Annotated in this window: 22 protein-coding genes; 7 read left to right on the top strand and 15 right to left on the bottom strand. The window is 47.3% G+C overall.

Annotation, left to right across the window (positions count from 1 at the left end):
* Nucleotides 1–33 precede the first annotated feature (33 nt).
* From KP014_RS14545 to KP014_RS14505, 9 genes are all read right to left on the bottom strand, one after another.
* Nucleotides 34–1086 (bottom strand): acyltransferase family protein, encoded by a 1053-nt coding sequence (locus tag KP014_RS14545; RefSeq protein ID WP_090834701.1) that lies wholly within the window; start codon nt 1084–1086, stop codon nt 34–36.
* A 54-nt stretch (nt 1087–1140) separates the two neighbouring features.
* Nucleotides 1141–2193 (bottom strand): D-alanine--D-serine ligase VanG, encoded by a 1053-nt coding sequence (gene vanG / locus KP014_RS14540; protein ID WP_036588895.1) that lies wholly within the window; start codon nt 2191–2193, stop codon nt 1141–1143.
* A 21-nt stretch (nt 2194–2214) separates the two neighbouring features.
* Entirely contained in the window at nt 2215–3030 is an 816-nt protein-coding gene (locus KP014_RS14535) for a D-alanyl-D-alanine carboxypeptidase family protein (RefSeq protein WP_063619430.1), read from the bottom strand.
* On the bottom strand, nt 2996–4150 hold the full coding sequence (gene alr / locus KP014_RS14530) for an alanine racemase (protein WP_036588892.1): 1155 nt from the start codon (nt 4148–4150) through the stop codon (nt 2996–2998). The genes KP014_RS14535 and alr overlap by 35 nt, the downstream gene beginning before the upstream one ends.
* Before the next feature lie 420 nt (nt 4151–4570).
* The gene (locus tag KP014_RS14525; RefSeq protein WP_036588890.1) at nt 4571–4771 is read right to left on the bottom strand and encodes a hypothetical protein; all 201 of its coding nucleotides are present in this window, start codon (nt 4769–4771) and stop codon (nt 4571–4573) included.
* Nucleotides 4772–5738: 967 nt separating this feature from the next.
* Entirely contained in the window at nt 5739–5891 is a 153-nt protein-coding gene (locus KP014_RS14520; protein WP_175491961.1) for a hypothetical protein, read from the bottom strand.
* Nucleotides 5892–6589: 698 nt separating this feature from the next.
* Complete coding sequence (locus KP014_RS14515) at nt 6590–7645, bottom strand: Cfr family 23S rRNA (adenine(2503)-C(8))-methyltransferase (RefSeq protein ID WP_036588885.1); 1056 nt, start codon at nt 7643–7645, stop codon at nt 6590–6592.
* A 260-nt stretch (nt 7646–7905) separates the two neighbouring features.
* Nucleotides 7906–9384 (bottom strand): Lsa family ABC-F type ribosomal protection protein, encoded by a 1479-nt coding sequence (locus KP014_RS14510; protein WP_036588883.1) that lies wholly within the window; start codon nt 9382–9384, stop codon nt 7906–7908.
* A 425-nt stretch (nt 9385–9809) separates the two neighbouring features.
* Nucleotides 9810–10382: a TetR/AcrR family transcriptional regulator gene (locus tag KP014_RS14505; protein WP_036588880.1), complete on the bottom strand. Its 573-nt coding sequence runs from the start codon at nt 10380–10382 to the stop codon at nt 9810–9812.
* A gap of 124 nt (nt 10383–10506) precedes the next feature.
* Between KP014_RS14505 and KP014_RS14500 the strand changes: the two genes are divergently transcribed.
* Complete coding sequence (locus tag KP014_RS14500) at nt 10507–11445, top strand: alpha/beta hydrolase (RefSeq protein ID WP_090834704.1); 939 nt, start codon at nt 10507–10509, stop codon at nt 11443–11445.
* A gap of 434 nt (nt 11446–11879) precedes the next feature.
* On the opposite strand, the gene KP014_RS28790 is transcribed toward KP014_RS14500, so the two are convergent.
* Nucleotides 11880–12143: a hypothetical protein gene (locus KP014_RS28790; RefSeq protein WP_246590799.1), complete on the bottom strand. Its 264-nt coding sequence runs from the start codon at nt 12141–12143 to the stop codon at nt 11880–11882.
* On the opposite strand from KP014_RS28790, the gene KP014_RS14495 reads away from it, so the two are divergent.
* Complete coding sequence (locus tag KP014_RS14495; protein ID WP_343223123.1) at nt 12024–12566, top strand: transposase; 543 nt, start codon at nt 12024–12026, stop codon at nt 12564–12566. The two genes, KP014_RS28790 and KP014_RS14495, sit on opposite strands and share 120 nt — an antisense overlap.
* A 372-nt stretch (nt 12567–12938) precedes the next feature.
* Here the strand turns inward: KP014_RS14495 and KP014_RS14485 are convergent, their stop codons facing one another.
* On the bottom strand, nt 12939–14351 hold the full coding sequence (locus KP014_RS14485) for an MFS transporter (protein ID WP_246590499.1): 1413 nt from the start codon (nt 14349–14351) through the stop codon (nt 12939–12941).
* Nucleotides 14352–14538: 187 nt separating this feature from the next.
* Between KP014_RS14485 and KP014_RS14480 the strand changes: the two genes are divergently transcribed.
* Nucleotides 14539–15507: an AraC family transcriptional regulator gene (locus KP014_RS14480; protein ID WP_036601914.1), complete on the top strand. Its 969-nt coding sequence runs from the start codon at nt 14539–14541 to the stop codon at nt 15505–15507.
* A gap of 49 nt (nt 15508–15556) precedes the next feature.
* On the opposite strand, the gene KP014_RS14475 is transcribed toward KP014_RS14480, so the two are convergent.
* From KP014_RS14475 to KP014_RS14465, 3 genes are all read right to left on the bottom strand, one after another.
* The gene (locus KP014_RS14475; protein ID WP_036601912.1) at nt 15557–15781 is read right to left on the bottom strand and encodes a hypothetical protein; all 225 of its coding nucleotides are present in this window, start codon (nt 15779–15781) and stop codon (nt 15557–15559) included.
* Between the two features lie 614 nt (nt 15782–16395).
* On the bottom strand, nt 16396–16590 hold the full coding sequence (locus tag KP014_RS29370) for a YolD-like family protein (protein WP_425517284.1): 195 nt from the start codon (nt 16588–16590) through the stop codon (nt 16396–16398).
* A gap of 131 nt (nt 16591–16721) precedes the next feature.
* Nucleotides 16722–19421, bottom strand: coding sequence for an adenosylcobalamin-dependent ribonucleoside-diphosphate reductase (locus KP014_RS14465; protein WP_090834710.1), 2700 nt, complete (start codon nt 19419–19421; stop codon nt 16722–16724).
* Between the two features lie 330 nt (nt 19422–19751).
* Here KP014_RS14465 and KP014_RS14460 point away from each other — a divergent pair, with 330 nt between their 5' ends.
* From KP014_RS14460 to KP014_RS14445, 4 genes are all read left to right on the top strand, one after another.
* Nucleotides 19752–21494 carry a DEAD/DEAH box helicase gene (locus tag KP014_RS14460; protein WP_051499235.1) on the top strand — a complete coding sequence of 581 codons (1743 nt, stop codon included), beginning with the start codon at nt 19752–19754 and terminating at the stop codon, nt 21492–21494.
* Nucleotides 21491–22654, top strand: coding sequence for a YqhG family protein (locus KP014_RS14455; RefSeq protein WP_036587510.1), 1164 nt, complete (start codon nt 21491–21493; stop codon nt 22652–22654). Before KP014_RS14460 ends, KP014_RS14455 begins: the two co-directional genes overlap by 4 nt.
* A 169-nt stretch (nt 22655–22823) precedes the next feature.
* Nucleotides 22824–23894, top strand: coding sequence for a hypothetical protein (locus KP014_RS14450; RefSeq protein ID WP_090834712.1), 1071 nt, complete (start codon nt 22824–22826; stop codon nt 23892–23894).
* A 153-nt stretch (nt 23895–24047) separates the two neighbouring features.
* Complete coding sequence (locus KP014_RS14445) at nt 24048–24542, top strand: hypothetical protein (RefSeq protein WP_036598187.1); 495 nt, start codon at nt 24048–24050, stop codon at nt 24540–24542.
* 82 nt (nt 24543–24624) lie between these two features.
* On the opposite strand, the gene KP014_RS14440 is transcribed toward KP014_RS14445, so the two are convergent.
* Nucleotides 24625–24813 carry a YqzE family protein gene (locus KP014_RS14440; RefSeq protein WP_036598186.1) on the bottom strand — a complete coding sequence of 63 codons (189 nt, stop codon included), beginning with the start codon at nt 24811–24813 and terminating at the stop codon, nt 24625–24627.
* Between the last annotated feature and the right edge of the window lie 128 nt (nt 24814–24941).

Genomic DNA, 24941 nt, shown 5'->3' with positions numbered 1-24941 from the left:
TCTTATTCCTTTCAACCTTCGATTCATATCCTTTCAAATACTGCAAGATTCTTTCTTATTTTTTCGGTTTCGCTTATCTCTCCTGGCTCCAATTCTTGCGATAACAATCGCAACAAGGGCTGACAACAGTGTGACGGAAACAAAATGCGAGACGCTGTTCGATAGAAGCAGCCATCTTAAGTCGGTTACCTTGCCGACACCGCGCACGAGCACGATAATTAGCGGATGGACAATATACATCCACGTGCTGATCTGACGCAAATCCCTATTGCTCTTTCCGAGCAGCGATATGAGCCATTGGAACAGGTAATAGGCGGCAGGAACCAAAAAGATATACATGCTGTCATGTCTTGGCCATGCATGATGTTCTAGCAGCACCCCCTCCGCAAGCATCAAGCCCAGGAAGACCGCAAAGCAAACCGCGCTTACTCGCACCGAGTGAAGAGATCCTGGCCGAATCCCAAGACTTGCGCCTAATGCAAGGAATATCGGTGAGAAAAATAGACCATTTCTCGTATAATCAAATATCGTGAACATCTGCGAATAGATGGCATGTAGAGTAGGGCTCATTATGGTTATTCCGAAATAGCTGTCACCGAGCAGGCCGATCATATACAGCAAGCCGGTGATGGCCAGCAGAAGCGGAAACGGAACCTTCTTATATAAATAAACCGTCAAATAAATACCTAGGAACAGTGCGGGGAAATACCACAAATGATATAAGGTGCCGTCGAACAGAACATCTTTCACAAGACCGAGCCAACCGAACGCTTTAAAATACCCCGCGTACAGGTTGACTGGAAGATAAATCAAAATCGACAGAAGGTAAAGCAATCCTATCCGGTACGCATAACCATGCACCATTTTCCAACTCGGTCCGCTTGATTCAGACGACTTCCGAAAGAGGAAGAAGCCCGAGGCCATAAAAAAGAATGGCACTGCAAGTCGTGCGAGTATGCCGGTGAGAAGAAAATCACCATATACGGTGTAAGTTGATAATGGACGTGTATGGATAGCAATGACTAGAATTGCCGCAATGATTCTGAAATGATCGATTGCACCGTAGTTGTTTCTAGTTGTCATCATATCCACTGTCCGTCAAAGTCGTTGTTATGCCGGATGTTCATGTTCACCATAACTCTAGTCCTCCGCATCAGCGAGCTCTAGCAGCTTGTCAAGAATGTTCGCATAAGTCATGCCGCTAGCTTGGAGCATGTTGGGATAACGAGAGCTCGATGTGAAACCCGGTATCGTGTTGACCTCGTTGAAAACAATCCTTCCGTCAGTGGCCAGGAACATATCTACTCGCGCAAATCCTTTGCAACCAAGTATTTTATAAATAGACAGTGCGGTTTCTTTAACCTTGCTTGCCGTATCCTCATCAATGCGGGCTGGCAAGTGAATCTTCGAACTTTTCAAGGAATACTTTTCGGAATAATCAAAAAAATGTCCGTTTAGTTCAATCTCGTCAACTACACCGATCATGGGATCAGAATTGCCCAGGACGGCACATCCCACTTCGAAACCGTCGATGTTTTGTTCAATGACAACTTTGTTGTCGTGTGTAAAGGCGTGCTCTATACCTGAGGCCAACTCCTTCATGTTGTGAACCTTCGTAATACCGAGTGAAGAACCTGACCTAGCCGGCTTAACGAAGAGCGGGAACCCCAGCAATTGTGCTGCTGACAGGACCTCTTCCATTCTTTCTCTCTTATCTACCGTAAGGGAACGCGCAGTATCGATGCCTTCGGCCTTCACAAGCTTATGAGCCAGCTCTTTGTCCATGCATAACGCGGAGGACAACATATCACATCCCACAAACGGTATGCCCGAAAGTTCCAATAAACCTTGTAAAGTTCCATCCTCTCCGTATTTGCCGTGGAGCACCGGAAATACGACATCAATCGGCGTCACATGATATTCTGTATGAACAAGCTCAATGAGTCCCTTTACCTCTCTGCTCGGCGAGAAAAAGGATGGCGTACAGCCTAAATGAGTATGCCAGTAGTCATTACGAATATCCTCGATATTCCCCCTATATCTAAGCCAAGTGCCCTCCCGTGTAATTCCAATTAATACAAGATCATACTTTTCGGTATTCAAGTTTTCGATTACTGAAGCTGCTGAGCTTAAAGATACGTCATACTCACTGGAACAACCGCCAAACAATACCGCAATTGTCTTCTTGTCCATTGTATAAGCCTCCTGAAGATATTAGATTTCTAGATTTTTGGAGATAACCGTAACAATGAATCCTTCACGATTTGTTCCGGATACGCTGTAAGAATCGCATTTTATGATCGGGATATTGGTAGATGTCTCTCCATTGGCCTGAACGTAATAAATCTTGGTTGTCATGTTCTCTTCTTTTATAGTTAGCTGCTCCCCAGAATACCGGTATAGCTGAACAAAATCGATGTACTCCTCCAAACAAAGATTGTTTTCCTCCATAATCCTGGAATGAGGGTACCCTACATATCTAAAGTGCCACGGCTCATGAGAAATGCGGGTAATCGATTCTTTTTCTCGCTTATATCGGAGGATAAATCCATATTGTGCGGCATGCACCCTAAAGGACCTATAAATGCCCGTATCTGGGAAGGAAGGCGCAATAAAATCGATTTTTGATTTCAATCTACCGACGTCGATCGCGAGTCCCGTTTGATGCTCACTGTGGTCAGGCAAAGCTACATATTTAGATGTATATTCGGAGCCTCGTTCAATAAAAGAATCTTTATAGATTTGTGATTGATCTTCTTTCGTTCGATATGCGCTGACTGCGATAATTTTATCAATCCCCCCGCAAGCTTCAAGAAGAGAATGAAATCGATCAAGGCAATACTTCTCCAAAAGCATCCCTTTGCTTAATTGCTTTATTGAAGGCAAGATGTCCAAAGACGCTAATTGATTTGTATGTACTGGCCTTCTGATAGGGTTTTGGTAGTTTATTAATACTAAATGCCCTTTGAATATTTCTTCATTACTTGCACGGATTTCAAAATGCTGTTGTTCTGCTTCGGATGGCTTCATGCTGACTCTCCCCACTCTTTCTGTAAATCCTGACCACTCTGTCCGTGATGGAACTCGTTATTTCTTGCGATACGCTGCCGATATGGTTGGCCAATTTATAAGTTAAGATTTTCTGTTCTCCCGAGCAACCAATCAAAGTAACCTTTGAGCCCTCTGGAAAATACTTAGGAAGTTTCACCATCAATTGATCCATGGAGATTTTGCCTACAATTTCTGCGCGGCATCCATCCACTAGCACTTCCGTATTTTGCATTCTTTGCGTCCAGCCATCGGCGTAGCCGATTGGCACGGTTCCTATCCATTGATCCGTTTTTGTTTGATAAGCATTGTTATAGCCTACATATTCCCCTTTTTTCAGTCTTTTCGTTTGCATTAACCTACTGTGCAAACTGAATGCCGGCTTTAATTTTATGTTGGTTACTTGCATTTCAGGATAAAATCCATAGATGGCAGCTCCGATACGAACCATATCCATGGACAATTCAGGGAATCGAAGTGCTGCTACGCTTCCTGCACAGTGATAATGGTTGATGGGAATGGGCAACATGTTGCTCCATTCTTTCATTTCCTGAAAACGTTGGATTTGAAGCTCAAGATAACTGCTGTCTGCCTCACCTGCCGTGGCGAAATGCGTATAAAACCCATCTACCACGATATCCGGTGCTGCCAGCCAGGGAACGATTTCTTGCCACTCTTCCATCGTGCGTATTCCGATGCGCCCTAGTCCAGTATCCATTTTTACATGAACATATAGTTTATACAGGGCATTGACAGGCTTGTGTGCTCGCATCTCCTGAAACCACGACGCTCGAGTGACGGTAAGCATCAGATCATATTCTAGAGCCAGAGATGTGAGCTCGGGACGAATCGGAGTTAAAATAAGAATCGGTTGTTTCAAACCAGCATTCCTTAGTCGGATAGCTTCTTCAATAAAGGCAACCCCTAAATAATCTGCCCCTGCCTGAACGGCCTCTTTAGCCGTTTCGATATCTCCGTGGCCGTAAGCATTTGCTTTAACAACTGCCATCAGTTTGGTAGAACCAGGCAGAAATTGGCGGATCTCCATTACATTCTCGCGGATTTTCGTTAGATCTATCTCCGCCCAAGTGTCACGGTACATTAGAAGGATCTCCTCGCATCAACACTTATCGAGAAAACGTCATGTTCAATCGGTTTTCCGAAATATATTGTGAATAACATTCTTTTCATCGTATGCCTCCTGAGGTCGTGATTTTAGGATATTGATTCGTTTTAAGCTTTCAACGTAAAACAAAGCCACGTATCAAACGTCAATAACGCCTATATGCTCGGTAGTTTCATCTTACCGAGCACATAGGCGTTATTTATTCGTTGCTTATCACAAGATCCTAACTTTTCTATACGGAATTTCTTACGATTTTCTTACCGACGCTGCAACTTATAGTAATTCTCTATAGGTATATATAGTATCCATAAAAAGGTGAATTAATATGAACTCGATAGTGTTTCTTCTGCCAGTGAGATGAGTGGCGATCACCCAGCCTACTATTTTTTGTTTCAGTCAATCCTGAAATAACTTTATTTCACCATCTGATGGTGCCGCATCAGCGGCATGAATGTCTAAGACTTTAATTTCTAATAATACCGCATCCTTATTAACTTGAATAAGCCTGTAGCCGTTAAACGTTGCGGCTACAGGCTTATTTGTCTTATGAGTAAAGAGACTATCGATTTTTATGCATAAATATTCATAATCTTGCATATCATTACAATTCTCAATATATGACGAAATATTATCACTTAGTGCGCAAAAATTCTCACCTTTTATGAAAAATCATCTAAAAACCGTAATAAAACAAGAAATCTTGTTCCTTTATAAGTGAGAATAACAAATGCTGATCCTTGGCATCTTTGAATTTTTTCAATTTAATTGAGAAAAAGCACAATTTGAAAAGATACAATATTTTTGTATATTATACACTGCAAACTAATCCTCTAGGCATTAAAATGACTCTGATCAAGCCTAAGAGCTTTCAGCACCAAATGGGCATGGACTTCACTGTATATAACAGAGGGAGATTCCTTCAGTACGGAAACGCAGGTGAAATCACCTGTCGACGAGACAATGATGAATTCAATACAAAAATACTCTACGGGCAGACAAAGAACTTTGTCTAACCGAGGCGGTTTATACCTAAATCAGTCACAATCTAATGCCGGCCAAGCGATCAACGAAAGAGATATTGATCACATGCCTAGAGTGATATTTGTCCATTTATGGGAACACGGTCCGTGTTACATAAATTATTGGAACCTTATGTCTATACATACCGAGCTTTTGATTTCCGCTTTTAAAGCCATCATATTTATATAGTTTAACATATCAAATTATTGGAATCCTGGAGGGTTCCTTCTTTTCTTGTCGAACTATAACAAAAAATATCGTAGTTGATATTTTTTTTTGGGGAGATATATGTATCAACAATTGAAATTAAAACTACGTCCATAGCAACTCGACGCTTTAGAAGTTGTTGAGAAATATATTAGAAGTCAATCGAAAGATCAAGCACTTATTAGAATGTCTACGAGTACAGGAAAGACGGCTATTATTACGGCCACATCGTGTGGTTTGCGCCAAATAAAAACCACCTTAATTGTTACCTCTTCCGGCTAGACCCTTAAATCCGGAGTCATGCCCTACAATTAACAAGCGTTCGTAAATCAACTCTTTATTTAGAAGTATTACAATGTAGTGCGGCTTCAATAAAATTCTGAACAAATACGCCAGCACTTACAATTACAAACTTATCTTCAGCTAAATGAACTCCAACTTGCCTTAGTAAATAAAGCAAGTGATCCTTCATACTTAACAGAGAACCCATAAGACTACACTTCTCCTATCAATGAAAGACTCAATTCGTTAGACAACACGGAGTCCTCTCAAATATTTTATGCTAAATGTATTCTCTATTGAATTACTTATTCCCTTTATTTGTAACTAAACTACCCAATTACTAAGTAAAAGAAAATGGAGCAACTGCCGCGGCATGCTGCTCCACTCTTGTATCCCGTTTGCAAAACGGCATAACGGATTTTATGCAGGTCAACAAATGTGCAAGGTCTGTTACTGCATTGGGCCGTGCGCCAAATAGTCATGCCCATTTGCTCGGTCGGCATGAAGAGACCGAAAGTCTAGGCGATTTTGATCAGCAGATACGGCGTTACCACGCTATGTAAGCGCCATGACCGCAGATGCTGCGGTAGGATACCGATATTTTCATATCCTGCCGAATTTTTCATTTGATTCTTGAGACCAAATGTCGAGACTACTTTACATTCTTAAAAGTGAGGAAACCTTCCCCGACTTGGACTAAAGGATCAATTGGTGAAAAAACGCACCTTTCAAATAGCTAGGCTAAATCAAGAACATGCTGGTGTATTATCTGGAAAGAATCCTCAACGTATATGAACGTTTTCTGTTCGATTAAGCCTTTGTTTTCCCGCTGCCGGAGATCAACGGCATCCAAGAGTAATCTCTCGGCCAATACGAAACATTTCCTCGGAGCAGCTAATCCAGGTTTCAAAACTCGTTGGAAACAATGAACTTGTTGTGTCCGTATAGCTGACCGCATGCTGCATCAATGTCCGTTCCGAATTGAGTTCGCACAGTGACTTTGATTCCCTTTGACTTTAAGATACTGACAAACTTTTGAACTCGATCTTTGTCTGATTGATGAAAGCTTTCAGGCGTCACGTCGGTTGAATTGTAGGGGATCAAATTGACGTGATATAAGTGTTCCCAAGGACCTCTGTGCTTTAACAAAGCAGCGATGGCTTCCGCATGCTCATTTGAATCGTTTTCTCCTCGAAGTAATATATACGCAATATATACTTTTCTACCTGTATCACGAATATGCTGATCCAACTTGTTTAACACATCATTAAGCGGAAATCGATTGTTAATGGGCATTAGCTCGCTCCGCTGTTCGTCGAACGGAGAGTGCAGTGAAAAGGTTAGGTTAACCTGTGGAAATTCCTTTGTCAGACGATCGATACCCGGCAAAATTCCGATGGTGGAAACTGTAATTCTTCGATGCCCCAAGCTAAAGGTTCGTGGATCTGTTAGAATCATAAGCGTGTCGAAGATATTAGGATTGGCTAGCGCCTCCCCCATGCCCATAAACGAAACACTATCCAAGGCTTGACCATTTAAATGAAAGTATAACAATTGATCGGTAATTTCATCAGCGGTTAGATTTCGTTTCAGTCCGATTGTACCTGTAGCACAGAAGCGGCAACCATATCCGCATCCGCACTGGCTGGAAATGCAGTATGATTTCCAGCCGCGCTCATAGCTTAGTTGAACTGCTTCTATGTGTTCACCGCCCTCAATGGAAAGAAGCACTTTATTCACTTGTCTGGATGTCTTTTGCATGACAGGAGTTAAGTTCAAAACGTGTTCGCCAAGGTTCTTAATTAATTCGTTTCTTATACCCTTGGGTAGTATGGTCATTCTGTCATATTCACCAATTCTTTGCTTGAAGATCGCATCCGCAATTTGTTGGAACCGATACGCGGGTTGTTTCAATTCTGTCAATATGTGTTGAATCATTTCGTATTTCGAAGTTGATTTCATGTTTTTTCTCCTCTTGAGCCGGAGAAAATACCTTAAGTACCCTTCATTGGTGCTTAAAATCTACATTAACCAACTAAATTAAAACCCACGATGCTTGCAGCTCAAGTCGCTACGTGCATCTATCGATAGATGGATAATGCTCCGGCATCCGTTTAGTTTGATCGTGAACCGTACCAACGGACAATGAACGGTTCACATGAACATTTACAACTTCAAACATTTATTTCAACCTCCTAATATAAAATAAGCGTAAAGTTATATTACAGTTCGACGATTTTGGTGGCGATATTTTTACAAAATTCACTATCGTGCTCTACAAAAAGTATTGTCGGAGAATGTTCCAGCAATAGTTCTTCAATCTGCATACGGGAAATGACGTCAATAAAGTTTAACGGTTCGTCCCATATATGGAGATGTGCCTTCTCGCATAAGCTCTTTGCGATCAGTACCTTCTTCTTCTGTCCGCCGCTGAATGAAGACATGTCTTTTTCAAATTGTATGCGCGAAAAATCGAGTTTCCTTAAAATCGCTTTGAACAAGCTCTCATCGATCTCGTTCTGGCTCGCATAATCTGATAAGTTGCCCTGCAGATGTGAGGTATCTTGTGATACGTATGAAATTTTTAATTGACTACCTTTGCGAAATGTTCCCGTAAAAGGGATCTCCTCGCCAAGAATTAGCTTGAGAATACTTGATTTTCCCGAACCGTTTGAACCCGCAAGTGTAACGCGTTCTCCTTGTTCAACGGTAAAGGTTACGTCGTTGCATACTGTGTGTTCTCCGTAATGGATAGAAACATGCTCTAATTCCACCATTTGCTTTTTGTTATAAGCAAGTTGAGTGATTTTCAGACTTTCCGAGCTTTCGATATTTTTCAGGAGTTTGGAACTCTCCTCAATCGCGGATTGTTGTCTCTGTTCAATCGATTTGGAACGTTTCATCATTTTGGCGGCCTTGTGTCCGATAAATCCTTTATCGACTTTCGAACCGGAATTGCGAGTGCCGTTTTTTGTTTTCTCTACTTCGTGCGACCAGTTACTCGTTCTACTTGAGGCTTCGGATAGCCGTTTAATGTCTTTTCGCAGCTTGTCGTTCTCGGCTAGTTCATAGTTATCCTGCCTTTGTTTATTCTCCCACCAGTCCGAGAAATTACCTTTCTGGACCTCAATATGAGTTTTGTTTATCGAAAGAATGTGGTCCACGCAATTATCTAGAAATGCGCGATCGTGTGAAACCAAAATAAATCCATTCTTGGTTTTTAGATAATCGCTGACCAGCTTCCGTGCGTGAATGTCCAAATGATTAGTTGGTTCGTCGATAAGCAGGAAACTGTTTTCCTTCAAAAACAAGGTTGCAAGTAATACTTTCGTTTGCTCCCCGTTTGACATGGTTTCAAACGGCCGATACAACACATCCTCTGACACCTTCAGCAACGAAAGCTCGCGTACGATCTGCCAATGCTCATAGTCGGGATAAATTTCGTCGATAACGTCCAGGGTATTAAATTCCTTGTGTTCAACATGGAAGGGGAAGTATTCAAAGCTGACATTTGCTGAAATGGTTCCGCTGTAATCGTATTTACCAAGCAGCAGGTTCAGAAATGTTGTTTTGCCTCGACCGTTCCTTCCAGTAAAACCTAATTTCCAATCCATATTAATTTGAAAGCTAACGTTTTCGAAGATGTTGTCGTAGCTACCGTCATAAGCAAAAGTCAGGTTGGTCACATTGATTAAAGACATTGGCAAAATCCTCCATAAAAAAATAAAGAGCTACAAGAAAGTTACCTTTCTTGTAGCTCAAATAAACAAATACTAAAATCTAACCCAATTAATGGATTAGATATTGTTATTTTATTTGAGTGAAGAGAATAAGTAACTTTCTTGCTTAACAAAAAATAAAACAGTTTTTGTTTTATCATTCGTAAATAGGCAAGAAATATTACATTATTCTCATCATCTCCCCTAGATTAATTACTAGCATTGTAGCACAACCAATTTCACATTTCAACTTTGTATCAATCAAGAAATCCACTTGGTAAAGATGCTCCATGTTGTTCCGTCACTCGATACCAAAATTTGATCCCGCGTACGGTCATCCGAGCCGGTTGAACTTTTTGAAAAAATAAAGTTTTAACAGATGCTCATTTTCCTTCTAATCTCAAAAACTAGTCTCGAAGATCTTGACAACACAAGTGGATGGCGTCACACAACTTCTTTTGGAATTCTTGCCGCGATGATAAACGATGCTTCCAAGTCAATGCACATGTACATAGCATGTCGGTAATGGTCGCAGCGCGCGTCTCCGCGTCTTTTGTATTTTTCCCAGATGACTCCAGAATGACTTGTTCGAGTTTCTTTTGAAATGATGAACTGCTGTTTTCAACAGCGTCGCCGAGAACGCGCTCACATTGGGCCGCAAGATCGGACGCTTCAGGATGAAGGAATCCTACGTGACGGCCAAACCACTCGTCTAAAGATTGAAACAGTTTTTCTTCCAGCGTTAAGCGGTCATCCTCAAGTATCTGATCGGCGGCATGCAAACCGTCGTCCAACGCTTTTTGAATGGAAGCGCTAAAGATCTCATCTTTATTTTTAAAATGAAGATAAATCCCCTGACGTGTGATGCCCGCGGCTTTCGAGATATCCTCAATGGATGTTTTTTTATAGCCGTACCGAGCAAAAATATTCAGAGCTGTCTCAAGAACGTACGCCAGTCTTGCCGATTCTTTTTTATCCATATACTCAGGTTAACGAACAGGTCAACAAATGTCAAGTATGTTAAATTTCATACTTTACATTTCGGACTAAATGTGTCAATATCGTAAATGTAAGTTCGAAAATAAAATTTTGGAGGGATAAAGCATGAAATACTATACTAAGACGGACGTCACCTTCGACAGTGCCGGCGTGAAGATCGCCGGCCACCTCTACACACCCGACGGAGAGGTCAGCGGGCCGCGCCCTGCGATCGTCGTCGGCCATCCCGGCACCGGCGTCAAGGAGCAGGCTGCGGGCCTCTACGCAAAGCGCCTGGCCGAGCGGGGTTTCGTCACTCTTACCTTCGACGCCGCCTATCAGGGCGAAAGCGGAGGAGAGCCGCGCGGATTGGAGGACCCAGCCCACCGGGTCGAGGACTTCAAGGCTGCCGTCTCGTTCCTCAGTGTGCACAACGAGGTCGACCCGGACCGCATCGGTGCACTGGGCATCTGTGCCTCTGGCGGCTATGTGATCCCCGCCACTGTGACAGACCACCGCATCAAGGCCGTCGCTACCGTCAGCGCCGCCGACATCAGCCGTCAATTCCGTAACGGCAGCGATGGCAAGCAGGACCCCGCCATCATCCAGGGCATGCTCGACGCCGCAGCGGCGGCCCGCACCTCCGAAGCCCGCGGCGAAGGCGTCGGCACATTCCCAATTTTCCCGGAGACCGAGGACCAGGCCCGCGCCTTCGGCCAGCACGCCTTCGAGGGTTGGGAATATTACTGCACCGACCGCGCACAGCACCCGTGCGCGGCTAAGGTCTTTACCTGGAACAGTATAGACCGCATCGCATATTTCGACGCGTTCCGGTTCATCGACCTGATCGCGCCTCGCCCGCTGCTCATGATCGTTGGAACTCAAGCCGTCACTTCATGGATGACGACCGAAGCGTTTGCGAACGCGCAAGAGCCCAAGGAACTGTTTTGGATTGACGGTGCTACCCATGTCGCCCTTTACGACAAGGACGAGTACGTGGCTCCTGCGGTTTTGAAGCTCGCGGAGTTCTTCCTTACGAATCTGACCGCCCCTGGCTCGGCTTGAGGCGCCATCGGCTGGCCCGATTGCTAGATCTCCAGGCCTTGCTTCCGGCCGAAGCTCCATTCAATGCCGCCACCATCCTTGGCAACGCCAGTACAATCTCGCCAGCCCCGTATTAAATCAGACCGATACGGGTAACCGAAAAAAGCGGAGTCACGAAAGTTCATTCATCTGCGACCGGCTTGTAAAGGTGAAGCATTTGTGATTGGATTTAACTATTAGCGTAGCGATAAACACCAAGGACATATGTATCAAACATCTTATTTTATGAAGATCTAAAAAGGAGCTGCGCGGCTGGCAGCTCCTTAGTCGTTCATGGCACTTATTCATAAAATTGGGTGTTTTGTTCAGTTGTATCTTTCATACCTCAGGAAATCATTAGTATCTTGAGTCTTGCAAAAATCTTGTCATGTAACACAGTGTAGGATTGTGTTACATCAATAAGCTTTCTTAGAACCTTTGTCGAAGTGAACAAAAGTAAAAGGACATCGACGTTTTCCAGCGAATTGGATGGTTACCACAACAGCACCAAATCCAGGAAAAGGAGATGTACCAATTCCAATGGTAGGATCATCTTCCTGCTGGTCGACGATACGTCCTGCAAAAAGCGGGTCACGACTCGCCAGATGGAAGGGCTCGATTTTCACTTTGCTCACGACGAAGGCAAGGGAGTATGGTCTCACTGTGTTGTGACGACGCATCTGGTATGCGGTGATCAATCGTTTGCTTGGGATTTCCGCCCCTATTTTCGGGAGCAGTACTGCCAGGAACACAACTTGAATTTCAAGAGCAAGAATGATCTTGCCTTGGAAATGATCTCAGCATTTCCGGCGACTGCGAACGAAACTGTCTACGTTCTGATGGATAGCTGGTACACAAGTCAGAAGATGCTTGATGCCTGTAACTCGCGCGGCTTTCATGTCATTGCCGACGTAAAAACGAACCGAAAAATCAGCCCTGCCGGTGTCCGAATATCGATGTCCGACTTCGCTGCGCAATATATCCAAAATAGCGACCTCCGCTCCGTAACCGTGGGGAAACTGAGAATGCACGCGTGTTGCTTTCATGGGAAGAAACGTTCGACGCAAAACGAGTACCTTTTGTGTGCTTTGCACGGATCCTAGCCTGGATTTCGTGACCATCCTACGCTACTACCGTCCACGTTGGCACATCGAAACAGGCTATCGCTACTTCAAAGAGCTTCTAGGTTTTGATCAGTACCAGTTACTATCCTTCCACGGGATTCGTCGCTATTGGGCGATCCAATTTCTCACCCAGAACCTTAAGAGTTATGCCTCGATTTTCGCAACACTCAAGTGAATTATTCATAATGAATAAGGAAAGAGTCAGGCATAAAGTAAAGTTACCTGACTCTTTCCTTTTTGGATGAGAGCCAAAGATACCCTTCTGATCATTTTTCTTCAGTGTATCAACATGAAATTTATGCGCGAACTTCCCTTGCTGATGGTATCCGAGCGTGTTATATCGGCCTTGTATCAAGAATCTGTCAAACCTTGTTTTCGAGCAGGTTGGCTTGATGGAACAAAGCAGAAAAACGTCACAACAAGAGCTAATGTAATAAATATCACTGATCCCAATATGGACTCCGATACACCATGAGCAAATTGCATCTTTGAAGGTTGATCCGTACGGATAGCTACATTAAATACGGTTATGAGAACAGCCAAACCTAACGAGGAACCGCTTTGATGCGCGACATTAATTAGACCCGAAGCTGCACCCGAATCGTGAGGATCCACTTCTGAGAGCCCCAAAACGGTGAGTGGTTGGAAAACCATTCCGGCGCCAATGCCCATGATCGTCAAAAGGATGAACATTTGCGGAAAGAACTGAGCTTGCACGGAGACAATTCGGCTCATCCAAAGTGTACCAATGATTGCGAATAGCAAACCGGTCATCAGGACTTTTATATTTCCAAAACGGTGAACCAACCCATGCATCAGGTACATCATCCCGAACTGGGCGCCTGTAAATGGCAGGAAGGCTAAACCTGCTTCAAGCGAGCTGCAACCGAGGACGTTTTGCAAATATTGAGGGATAAAGAAAAAGAGTGAAAAATTCCCGCATACCATTAGGAACCTTCCAAGATAAGCCCCGGACCGCTGGCGGCTCGCAAACAATCGGAGTGGGATGATCGGCTCAGTCACCCGAGCTTCAATAAGAACGAATGCCGCTAACAAAACAATCCCGGCTGCAAGCGAAATCCATGTTTCGGGTTTCCCCCAACCTTGATCCGCAGCATGAACAAAGCCGAATACCAACGCAGTCATGCCCATTACGGAGACAATCGCACCCCAAAGGTCAAAACGTCCGGTCCTCGTACTTGTTTTCTGTATAAACCTCAGTACCAAATACAGCAAAGCAATCCCAATGGGTAGATTGATAAACATCCCGACGCGCCAAGAAATAAAATCGGTGAAGAATCCGCCAAGAATGAGACCGATACTGCCCCCTGCAGCCGAAACCGCGCTGTACATCGCGATCGCTCTAGAACGTTCCTGGGCCTCTACAAAAGTTGCTGACAGCAATGCTAGCGCAGCAGGTGTTGCCAACGCAGCCGCAAAGCCTTGGAATGCACGGGAAACAAGCAAAAATTCAGCTGTCGGCGCCATGCCGGCCAGCAGAGAGGTAAGCGAAAATAATCCAATGCCTATACCAAGAATTCTTCTGCGCCCTAGAAGATCTCCTGCCCGGGCACCAAGCAACAAGAAACCTCCAAATGCCAAAATATAGCTGTTTTGAACCCAGGTCAAGCTGGTTGTCGACATATGAAGTGAACGACCGATTTGAGGCATTGCCGTCACCATAATGGAGGCGTCAAGCACAACGATAAGCTGACATGCGATAATAATGGTTAAGATGATCCATTTTGACTGATGCATAAACATGTTCCTTTCCTTTTTAGAAGATAACGTTCTGAAAAATATTATGGATGGAATCGGCGGAAGGAAGTAGACCGTTCCTGCTTAAAAATTGCCTAAAGCTGCAAGTCGATGTTTTATTACATAGTTCCTTTGCTTTTCAATCTTTTTCAATGCCTATATAATTTAGATAAGGATGGGAGGGATGGAATAAATGCCAGAACAAAGACTGGATAACCGCACTATAAATGGAAAGAGTGTTTCTATTCATAAGAAAGCGCTGGATCAACTCATTGCCATGACGGATCGGATTCCCCTGGCAGATGGACGGACGCCAACCAGAGTTCCGTTTCTTTCCATTATCAAAAGCAGTCGCGATACACTGCGAAGCCAAGGTGTTTTGACTCCTTCCTTTTGTCTGACCCTTCAAGGGACTAAGAAGCTTTACCTTGGGCAAAATATCTTTCAATACTCCGCGGGTGATTATTTGGCATCGCTGATCGATATGCCGGCTTCCGCCCAAGTCATCGGAGCAACGGAAGAATCGCCTTATCTTGCATTGCGTATCGATTTTACGACGCAAGAAATCGCTTCTGTGGTCATGGAGGCAGAAATCGTCACAGAGCCAAATGAGAAAGATCTGGGTGCAGGAACCTTCATCGGAAAATCGGATGCCGAGCTGCTTGATATATTTTCCCGGTTACTGAAGCTAATCGATAAGCCTAAAGAAGTTCGATTTCTGTCCGAACTGATCAAAAGGGAAATGATTTTCAACTTACTGTCAGGTGATTTTGGACACTTATTTTTCCAAAAGGCGCTCTTTGATCAAAGAGCGGAAGGAGTCGGTAAGGCGATCCAATGGATCAAAGAAAATTACGCACGTTGTTTTACCGTTGAGGAACTTGCAAAATCCTGCAACATGAGCAACTCCGGACTGCACCATAAATTCAAAGCGATTACAACAATGGGGCCTTTGCAGTATCAGAAGCAGCTTCGCCTTCAGGAGGCCAGGCGCCTGATGTTGAGCGGTCCCATAGGAGCAACGACGGCCGCATTGACAGTAGGGTATGAAAGTCCGTCGCAATTCAACCGGGAATACCGAAGGCTTTTTGGTCTACCTCCTCTGCAAGATATTAAAGCAATGCGAAAATCTTCTTGCGCTTGGGGATTCGAGGATGGTTAATGATGGATGTCATTTCGAAGGAAATGGGCTCGGGGCAATATAAATTTTTCTAACGTTTAATATCTTGCTCCATATATTTTGTAATGTCAGAATAGTTTATATCTAGGAATAAGGGGTAAGCATTTGAAAAAGTTCTTTTTAAATTTTTAAATGCTTTATTGTCTGTAAGAGGAGCCTTCCCTTCCCGCAAGTCTCTAACAGCACGCTTCTTTTCGAAAAACCGGAATACTCTGCGAAACTCTGTCGGTACACCATTGTCATCTTCAATGCCCATGGTGGAGCTATCGTATATGTATAGCGAATAAAAATGCCCATTTTTCAGTTCTGCATATTTCTGGTTAATAAGTTCCGAATCCGGCCTTACTCCACCACCAGCAATGATTTCGTAAACGGAAAAAGCTCGAAAGAAGAACCACCCTCCAAAAAAACAAATAGAAATATGGCAAGTGCAATAGAACCAATTCGGAAATTGGCTTTTTTATTTGGGTGTTTTTCTCCATCAATCTTTCCCGCCCAAGTAAAAAGGATCATACTGATCGCTACTGATGAAATAGTACCAAAGATTAAGACCCAACATATTGAATCTCGCATAAAATCTAGCATACGAAGGGGTATATTTTTGGGGGACTATATTGTTGTTTATGATTGGTTCCAAGATTATTCTTACTTCCGAAAGTTTTCTTTGGAAAAATGCGTATGAGTTTGAAGGTGATATGCAAAGCAAAGTTATGAAGTGTCTTCTATTCGTTCCTGCTTGGGGTATGTCTATTCTGGCTATCCCCTTTAAGATTTTCGGTAAATTTTTCAAAAAATAAGACTCAAAAGCCCCCATTGGGGGCTTTCCTATTAATCCTGCAAAACCAAATTTTTAATGTCCCTTACTGGTGATTACTCTAGACAATAAACATTAATAATGTTCCTTACCGATAAACGCTGTTCTCCCTTTTTCGTTTCTACAAATGGAATGTCATTTAAGGGATCAAATTTAACAATATTCCCCTCGACCGTTTTCATTCGATTGTCAACGTGATAGGTAAGACTGACAGTCCACGAACCCTCCATTGCTCGGGATAATTCTTGTATATTTATTCACTTTAATGCGTAAAGATATTTTTCTCACCTATAATGAAATAAATTTCTCATTATAAATAGAATATTTCTCATTTAAAATGAAAAATCACAACAATCACATTACATGAAAGGCATTCTTCAGCTTACCCGCACCGGCTGTACCCGCAATTTCCGCATGTCTTACAGCCCTCGATGTTGATCAGCGAGGCGGTGCCGCAGGATGGGCACAGGTCGCGGGAAGCCGCTGACGAGTGGCTGTGCCCGTGTCCGCCGTGGCCGTGGTCGGCCTCAGCGGCCGGGGCTGCCGCAGCGCCCCCGGCCTGAAGCTCCGCGTTCAGCGCGCCTTCGAAATCCTCCAGCGCGAGCGTTGCCGCGATTGGCGCGGGAACGTGCTCTTCGTGTGCGCTTTGCTGCACATGAGTCTCCAGCGCCTTCGCTACCGCGTCGGCGATCGACTCGACGCGGTTCGCGCCGAACCCGATGGCGCCGGAGCCGCCGATGCCTTTGAGGTGCTTGATCAGCAGCTCAACCTTCTCGCCGTGGTCCCCGTAGCGGAGGAACAAGGAGCAGACGCGGCCGAGTGCTTCCGCCATCGCGAACACGTCGGAGCCAGCCTTGCCGACATTAAGGAAGATTTCGGCCGGGGTGCCGTCCAGATCGTTGATGGTAATGTACGCCATACCGAACGGCGTGTTAATCTTGTATGTCGCACCGCGCAGCACCTGCGGGCGTTTCTTGTACTGCTTGTCGACAACCTTGCCGTTTGAAGCCGAACCGGAATCAGCGGATGCACTGGTGACCGGAGCCGCTTGTGTAGCGGCAGCCTGGGCTGCACTAACCGGTGCGGCTTCTGCCGCTTCGGCAATTGGAGCCGCCGTCTCCTTCAGCGGAGCGTCTTTCTTGTCATCCTTCTTCTCCGTCTGCAATACCTGTACATCCCGGCTGCCGTCGCGGTAGATCGTTACGCCCTTGCAGCCGAGGTCGAAGGCCAGTTCGTACAGTTCCTTCGTTTCTTCCACCGTAAAGTCGTTCGGGCAGTTCGCCGTCTTGGAAATGGAGCTGTCCACCCAGCGCTGAATGGAAGCCTGCACACGGATGTGATCCTTCGCGGACAGGTCCATCGAGGTCACGAAATAGTCCGGCAGCTCTTCGCCCGGATGAGCCTCAAGATATTCCTCTGCAATCGGCACGAACTGCTCGTCGAAGCCGAGACGGCTTTGACGGAAATATTTGAAGGCAAAGTACGGCTCGATGCCGGTCGATGTGCCGACCATCGTGCCTGTGCTGCCTGTCGGCGCTTGGGTAATGACCGTTACATTACGCATGCCCTGCTTGGCGATGGCCTCGCAGACTTCGGGATACACCTCTCTCATATTTTTCATAAAGCCGCTCAGCAGGTATTTCTCGGCGTCGAACGCCTGAAAAGAACCTTTTTCCGACGCGATCTCGGAAGAGGCCAGGTATGCTTCGCGGGCCATAAAGCCGTACAGCTTGTCCAGGAACGCCAGCGAATCCGGGCTGCCGTAGCGAACGTTCAGCTTAATCATCAGCTCGGCCAGACCCATCGTTCCGAGGCCTACGCGGCGCTCCTTTTTCTGATTGGCTTCATTTTCCGGGAAATGATAAGGCGTCTTGTCAATGACATTGTCCAGGAAGCGCACCGAGTAACGTGTTGTTGTCGCCAGTTCGTCCCAGGCCACATCATGCTTCTCCTCGTCATAGAACTTGGAGAGGTTGATTGCCGACAGGTTGCAGACGCCCCAGCCGGGCAGACCCTGCTCACCGCAAGGATTCGTGCAAATGATCGGGTTGAAGTACCAGCTGTTGGACATCTGGTTGTAGTACTCCATGAAGACAACACCCGGCTCAGCCGATTTCCATGCGGACTCGATGATGGTATGCCAGATATCCCGCGCTTTTACAGTACGGTAATGATTGACCTTGCGGCCGGCAGCCTTCCATTTATCGAGGTCGCCGTCCCAGACTTCATTGTAATCGGGCTCCGTCGTGTCCGGGAATACGAGATCCCAGTCGAGATCTTCTTTGACCGCCTTCATAAAGCCGTTGCTGACGCATACCGACAGGTTGGCGTTCGTCACTTGACCCATCGTCTGCTTGACGGTAATGAAATCGGCCACGTCCGGATGCCAGTCGTTGATCATCAGCATCAGCGCGCCGCGGCGGCTTCCGCCCTGCTCGATCAATCCTGTGGTATAGCTGAACAGTCCGCCCCAGGATACCGCCCCGCTGGAAGAACCGTTAACGCCCTTGACGACTGCGCGGCGCGGACGCAGCGATGACAGATTGATGCCGACGCCGCCGCCGCGGGCCATAATCTCCGTCATTTCGGACAAGGTTTCCATAATGCCGCCCCGGCTGTCTTTTGGCGAAGGCACGACATAGCAGTTGAACAGCGTCAGCTCGTCGCTTGCCCCGGCTCCGGCTGCAATCCGGCCTCCCGGAACGAGCTTCCAGTCGTCCAGAATACTGCGGAATTTATCCGTCCATTCGCGCTGCAGCTCCGGCGTCTTCTCCACGGAAGCCATGGCTCCGGCCAGACGGTCCCACATCTCTTCCGGTGTTTTTTCTATATTAAGCGTCAACTTCTCCACATCGGACTTTACCAGCTCGCCGCTGCGAGTCTTGACCGTTACGATCCGGCCGCTGCGCTCTACGATTTCCCCGACTTCCTTGGTAGGAAATTTCGGGTCGTCTTTTGTCAGAACAAGCACCACGTCTCCCACCTTGGCATTATTGGTGTCGGCGTCCTTCCAGGCATAGCGGTCCAAAAAGATTTTCTCGCTAAGTCCCTCCAGCTTCTGCTTGCGCTCCACAGTACTCAATATAAACAACCTCCCGAAATTATGATTACTACTTCGATCTCTGTGTAGGCGGGTCTTCTCCGATTAAAACGGCTTTCACCGCATTTGTCACAATATATTGTGTGAATTAGCCTTTAAACTATACCATATATTGTGGAAAGAGTCTTTTGCGAAATATCGCGGCCCACGCTGAAAAATCACGGCAACAGCCCGTATTTTCTCTTTGTTTCTCCTGTTTTTAGAGACTGGCTCCAAAAATAGCAGTTATGAATTCTCTCTTTTACGCGCATACTACTTATACATTTCACTATGTAAACGCAAACTTTAGGCCCGCAGGAGGAGACAGCTCTCATGACTCACGCACCCCGCAACAACCTGGAGCAAGAACAAGGTCAGGATATCGTTCTTCCCGTGCCTATCTCCTTCGAACGTGAATGGCTGAAAGACCTGGAATCCCGATTGGACAAAGGCGGTCCCTGGGGCGACTGGAGGCTGTCACGGCTGGCGATGGAAGGCGAGGCTTCCGGCCTGGTGGAAAGCTTCGAGGAGCTGCAGTGCATGAAGCACCTGGCAACGCTGTCTCCTCTGCCCCATCAGCTCGATACGGCGCGCAAGGTGCTGTTCGAAATGTCGGGACGCGCGATTCTGGCGGACGAGGTCGGCCTAGGCAAGACGATCGAAGCGGGCCTCGTGCTGAAAGAATATCTTGTGCGCGGACTTGTCTCCAAAGTGCTGATTCTCGTCCCGGCTTCGCTCGTGCTCCAGTGGGTCCGGGAGCTGAATACGAAGTTCGGCATTTCGGCCGTGGCGCAAAAGAAGGCGTACTCCTGGGACAACGATATCGTCGTCGCATCCATGGATACGGCCAAGCGAGATCCCCACAAGGAGCTCCTAATCTCCAGAGAATACGACATGCTCATTATCGATGAAGCCCATAAGCTGAAGAACAAGAAGACGACCAACTACCAATTCGTTCAGGAGCTCCGTAAAAAATACTGCCTGCTTCTCACCGCGACCCCGGTGCAGAACGACCTCGGCGAGCTGTTCAATCTCATAACGCTGCTGAAGCCGGGCCAGCTCGGGAACCAGGGCGATTTTGCGGCGAATTTCGTCGTCGACAAGCGCGTGGCCAAGAACGAAGACCAACTCCGGGGCGAGCTGTCCAAAGTGATGATCCGCAACCGGAGAGGCGAAGGACCGGTCACTTTTACGAAGCGGAAGGTCAGCAATGTACCCCTCACACTTTCACCCGAAGAACAAACATTATATGACGGGGTCACCGCTTTTGTCAAAGATCAGTATCAGGAATCGGGCGGGAATTTAAACAGCATGCTGTCACTCGTCACCTTGCAGCGGGAGGTGTGCAGCAGCCGGGACGCGGTGTTCGTGACGCTTGTCAATCTGACGAAAAAGCTGCCCGAGGACTCGCCCCGCCGGGAAAGGATGATCGAGCTCCTCCAGCAGATCCGGACGGTAAAAGCGAACACGAAGGCGGAGAAAACCATTTCCCTCATTAAAGAAATGAACGAAAAAGTAATCGTATTCACCGAATACCGGGCGACCCAGGAGTACTTGCTTCAGTACTTTCGCGATCACGGCATCCATTCCGTTCCTTATTCCGGCGGCATGAACCGCGGCAAAAAAGACTGGATGATGGACCTGTTCCGCGGACGCGCCCAGGTGATGATTGCCACCGAAGCCGGAGGCGAGGGCATTAATCTGCAGTTCTGCCACCACATGATCAATTTCGATCTTCCCTGGAACCCGATGCGGGTCGAGCAGCGGATCGGCCGGGTGCACCGTCTGGGCCAGCAGAACGATGTCATCATCCACAACCTCTCCACCACCGGTACGATCGAGGAGCATATCCTGCATCTGCTGCATGAAAAAATCAATCTGTTCGAGACCGTAATCGGCGGGCTGGACACGATTTTGGAAAAGTTCGAGAAAAAGGAGTCGCTGGAAAAAAGTCTGTATAAAATCATGCTGGAGGCCGAAAGCGATGAAGAAATCCGCAGCAAAGTAGGGCAGCTTGGCCAGACCCTGGCCGATCTGAAGGATGGAGTCCTCAGTGAAAGCGAGGCCGCGCCATGACAATGACCGCCCAGCAGGTGCAACAGCATGTAATGGACTATCTGGAAGCGACGGAGTGCCAGATCATTGAAAAATCGCCGGTTCATGTCACCGTAAAGCTCTCCCCCCGCGCCGATCAAATGTTAACTGACAGGCCCTACTACTGGGGGTTCGTCGAGCGAACCGGCGCGGAGCCGCAAACGCTGTCCTTTACCTTCGTGTTTGACCCGGAAAAATATGACGCGGCGACCGCCCCGGCGCCAAGAGGCCCCTCCGGGTTAATTGCAGCGGGGGGGAACAGCGCGGCAGGCGGCTCCGGCGCGCCGGTAAGTCCGCCGTCTTGGAGCGGAGGATCGCCAGTAGGCCAGGGACCGAACAGCGCGAGAAGCCCTGGCGCCGGCCCGCCCGGAGGAAATCCCGGACCGGGCGCCGGGAGCAATCCGGGGGCGAACGCCGGAGGCGCCGCTAGCGCACCAATCGGCAGTGCCGGGAACGCGGCTGCGAACAACGGGCCGAACGATGGCATCCTTGCCCGCTACTTCGGGGTAACGCCGGTGCTCCCGCGTCTAGGACCCGGACTGATCCGCCGCGAGGACATTACTTTCGGCAGCAGACGGCTGCGCCAGATTTGGTCCGCGGCGCAGACCGAGGGGAAATGTCTGCATCTGTTTGAAGCTCCGGGAAACCTTCAGCGGATGACCCTTTTCTCTGCCGCCTACGAGCCATGGCTCGCCGCCTGCTTCAAGGTAGAGCTTAGCTGCGATTTGAAACGGGAGGAGCTGCATTTCATCGGCGTGTCGCTGCTTACCGGAAAAGTCATGGAGAACTTCGGCTCTATTCTGGACCCGCTTGAGCTGACTCCCCGCCTGCCGGAGAATGTCCACATTCAGCCTTATGAAATCTCCCTGTCTTCGGGAGCCGGCTTGCTCGAGCGCCATATTCTCTCAAGGCTTTCCGGCCAGGATTACAGCTGGGCCGAGGCTGCGCGGCGGCGTCTGCAAGGAGAGCTTGAGATTATAGACGCTTATTATGAAGAGCTTCTGAAGGAACCTGACGAAGAAAAGCGGCTTGCTACCCAAGAACAGCACGCCAGCCGCCGCAAAGAAACCATTTGGCAGTATGAACCCGGCATTTCCGTATCGCCGGTCGTCTACGGCCTGTTTCACCTCCGCAAGCAGTAGGAAGCGACCCGGCTCGCTAAAAGCGGCCAAAAAAACCGAAATCCGCCTTGAGTGAGCCCGACAGCTTGCAACAACCTTTTCAGCGCTTGTCCACTACAATGAAGGATAGTAGATACGGACAAAATCCGGCAGCTCCGGCGGCCAATAAAGGACAGGTGAACAAACGCAAATGAACCCGAGCAACAGAAGAAAGCGAATCGTCCCAGCGATGCGTGTGTGCTTTCTCTTCACTCTTGCATTGATCTTGGCAGCGGCCGTTACCGGATTTCCCTTCGGGCCTCCCGCTGCGGATGCTCCTGCCGCCCAATCCTTAAGACTGACGGACACTGCGGCTGCCGAAGCTGCCGGATCGGCCGATTCAGCCCTATCGCCGCTGCCCAAACGGCAGGATATTGCCATTCCGGACTCCCTGAAGACTTTTGTTCATGAAGCAGTCGACAAGCTCTCGGATGAAGCCCCCTTTAAGGAATGGAAAACGGCGAAACCATCGATTCATCCGCTGGGACCCGGAACTCACGGGTGGCTCGTCAACCTCATCAGCGGCGATAAGCGGATCGGATATATGATCATTACCGCCTCGGATAACGGCGGATACACACTCAGCGAATATGGGGCGGATACCGAAGGACTTCCCTACTCCGTCACCGAGCTGCGCCTGTTCTTGGCGCAGCAGGGCCTTATCCATTCTTTATTTGAAATCATTGAACCGGTTCCGCTTTATGCGCCGCTTCTGCCCTACTGGAAAGTTACGGTGAACGGGCAGACACTTTATGTCAACGCCATCGTTCCGGAGATCCTTCCTTGGGACGACAGCAAAGCTGAAGCGGTCGCCAGAAGCGCTCAAGCAGCCGGACGCTACGGCTTGACGGCATCCGGCTTATTGTCCGAAATCACAGCCGGGCCGATGTTCCAAACGGGACACACCGGAAATCCGTACGATAATCTGCTGTGGCTGACATCTCCAAAGCTTGCTCCACTGGAGGCCCACGAATTCGTACAGCTGCTTCAGCTGCAGCCGGGTCTTGTGTTCCGGTCAAATGCCGGAGCCAACGACATCCTGGGCGCCCCGCTCATGATTACGGGCTATCAGTTGTGGACAAGTTCCGCAGCATCCGGCGGCGAGACGGTCGCTTATGCCGCTTCAGGTATTGGCGGACGACGGTTTCTACCGCTTGACGCCCTTCAGCAAAGCGGCAAATTCCAGGTCTATGTCTCTGGCGATGGAGAAGCGGCACGCTAGATTTTTGGCAAACCAACTGCATGGATGAAAGCAATACAGCCCCATACTCCGCTTTTACCGGAAAATGGGGCTTTTTCATGGATATTGCAACAATATCTTTAAAGCAAACGTTGTATTAGTTACAGAACGACAGTAAATGATTGGGGGGTCCTAATGAAAAGATTTTCAAATATAACTCTTATCATTGGGCTGGTGCTGCTCATCCTTTCAGGATGCGGCAAAAATATCACAGGTGATGAAAAAACAGCCGAAAAATACGTAACGGCACAAGGTTATAACATCACTTCCAGCAAAGGTGAAGTTTACAGCTACACTTTGGACAAAGGCAAACTTTTCGGAAGTACGGAATCAGTGCCCTATCAACAGGCGTGGGGCGTTCAGAAGGCAGAACCCGATACGTATTTTGGAAAACAGATCATAATATATCAATTTACAGTTTCTAATCATCCGCTGGAAAAGATCTACCAGGCTAAGAGCAATCTTTATATCATGCTTTGTGAAGGCAAGGTTGTTGGCGGTTATTCTTTTCCTGATGTCGATGGATTGGCAGGGGCAGTTTACTCATTGAACGGTAAAACATTGGAAGAAGTAACTGGACTCAGTTATCAAGAATGGCGCGATAAATGGAAAAAGAAATACGGCAATTGATCCCAAGATAGTGGCTTGATAGAACAAAAATGGCGTGTCAAATGGGTTTCCCCTTTGCGCGCCATTTTACATATCATTCTTTCTACCCTTTGTCCCTAACCTTCCGGCTGCTTCGCCACATTGACAAGCCGAGCGGCAGCATTCCGAACCATTTCTGGCTCCACGGCTGTCTGCCTGCTCGGTGCCGGCTGCGGCTGTCGTGAGGGCTTTCCATGTAGACGACCACTTTTTCAGTAATGTATTTGACCAGATCTTCACCGTCCGAGGCCACTGCACTCACCTCCTCCTGTAATCCTCTCCTTAATGGTTAGTTTGCCCGTTTATCTCCGCCCTAAACGGGCCTCAGCCGCATAATTCTGCCTTTTGAAGCACAATCTAACCAAAAAAGAACAGGCCCTG

Origin of the sequence: Paenibacillus sophorae (assembly GCF_018966525.1) — a bacterium.
Lineage (GTDB): Bacteria > Bacillota > Bacilli > Paenibacillales > Paenibacillaceae > Paenibacillus_AQ > Paenibacillus_AQ sophorae.
Note: the sequence above shows the minus strand (reverse complement) of the source record. Positions and strands in the feature narration are given on the sequence as shown.

Coding starts and splice junctions, on each gene's coding strand:
- KP014_RS14445 (WP_036598187.1), top strand. CDS start 24,048: ATGAAAAGATTTTCAAATATAACTCTTATCATTGGGCTGGTGCTGCTC.
- KP014_RS14545 (WP_090834701.1), bottom strand. CDS start 1,086: ATGATGACAACTAGAAACAACTACGGTGCAATCGATCATTTCAGAATC.
- KP014_RS14505 (WP_036588880.1), bottom strand. CDS start 10,382: ATGGATAAAAAAGAATCGGCAAGACTGGCGTACGTTCTTGAGACAGCT.
- KP014_RS28790 (WP_246590799.1), bottom strand. CDS start 12,143: ATGCGTCGTCACAACACAGTGAGACCATACTCCCTTGCCTTCGTCGTG.
- KP014_RS14475 (WP_036601912.1), bottom strand. CDS start 15,781: ATGGGCATTGAAGATGACAATGGTGTACCGACAGAGTTTCGCAGAGTA.
- KP014_RS14510 (WP_036588883.1), bottom strand. CDS start 9,384: ATGTCTTTAATCAATGTGACCAACCTGACTTTTGCTTATGACGGTAGC.
- vanG (WP_036588895.1), bottom strand. CDS start 2,193: ATGGACAAGAAGACAATTGCGGTATTGTTTGGCGGTTGTTCCAGTGAG.
- KP014_RS14500 (WP_090834704.1), top strand. CDS start 10,507: ATGAAATACTATACTAAGACGGACGTCACCTTCGACAGTGCCGGCGTG.
- KP014_RS14460 (WP_051499235.1), top strand. CDS start 19,752: ATGACTCACGCACCCCGCAACAACCTGGAGCAAGAACAAGGTCAGGAT.
- KP014_RS14520 (WP_175491961.1), bottom strand. CDS start 5,891: ATGGGTTCTCTGTTAAGTATGAAGGATCACTTGCTTTATTTACTAAGG.
- KP014_RS14515 (WP_036588885.1), bottom strand. CDS start 7,645: ATGAAATCAACTTCGAAATACGAAATGATTCAACACATATTGACAGAA.
- KP014_RS14450 (WP_090834712.1), top strand. CDS start 22,824: ATGAACCCGAGCAACAGAAGAAAGCGAATCGTCCCAGCGATGCGTGTG.
- KP014_RS14535 (WP_063619430.1), bottom strand. CDS start 3,030: ATGAAGCCATCCGAAGCAGAACAACAGCATTTTGAAATCCGTGCAAGT.
- KP014_RS14485 (WP_246590499.1), bottom strand. CDS start 14,351: ATGTTTATGCATCAGTCAAAATGGATCATCTTAACCATTATTATCGCA.
- KP014_RS14455 (WP_036587510.1), top strand. CDS start 21,491: ATGACAATGACCGCCCAGCAGGTGCAACAGCATGTAATGGACTATCTG.
- alr (WP_036588892.1), bottom strand. CDS start 4,150: ATGTACCGTGACACTTGGGCGGAGATAGATCTAACGAAAATCCGCGAG.
- KP014_RS14525 (WP_036588890.1), bottom strand. CDS start 4,771: ATGCAAGATTATGAATATTTATGCATAAAAATCGATAGTCTCTTTACT.
- KP014_RS14480 (WP_036601914.1), top strand. CDS start 14,539: ATGCCAGAACAAAGACTGGATAACCGCACTATAAATGGAAAGAGTGTT.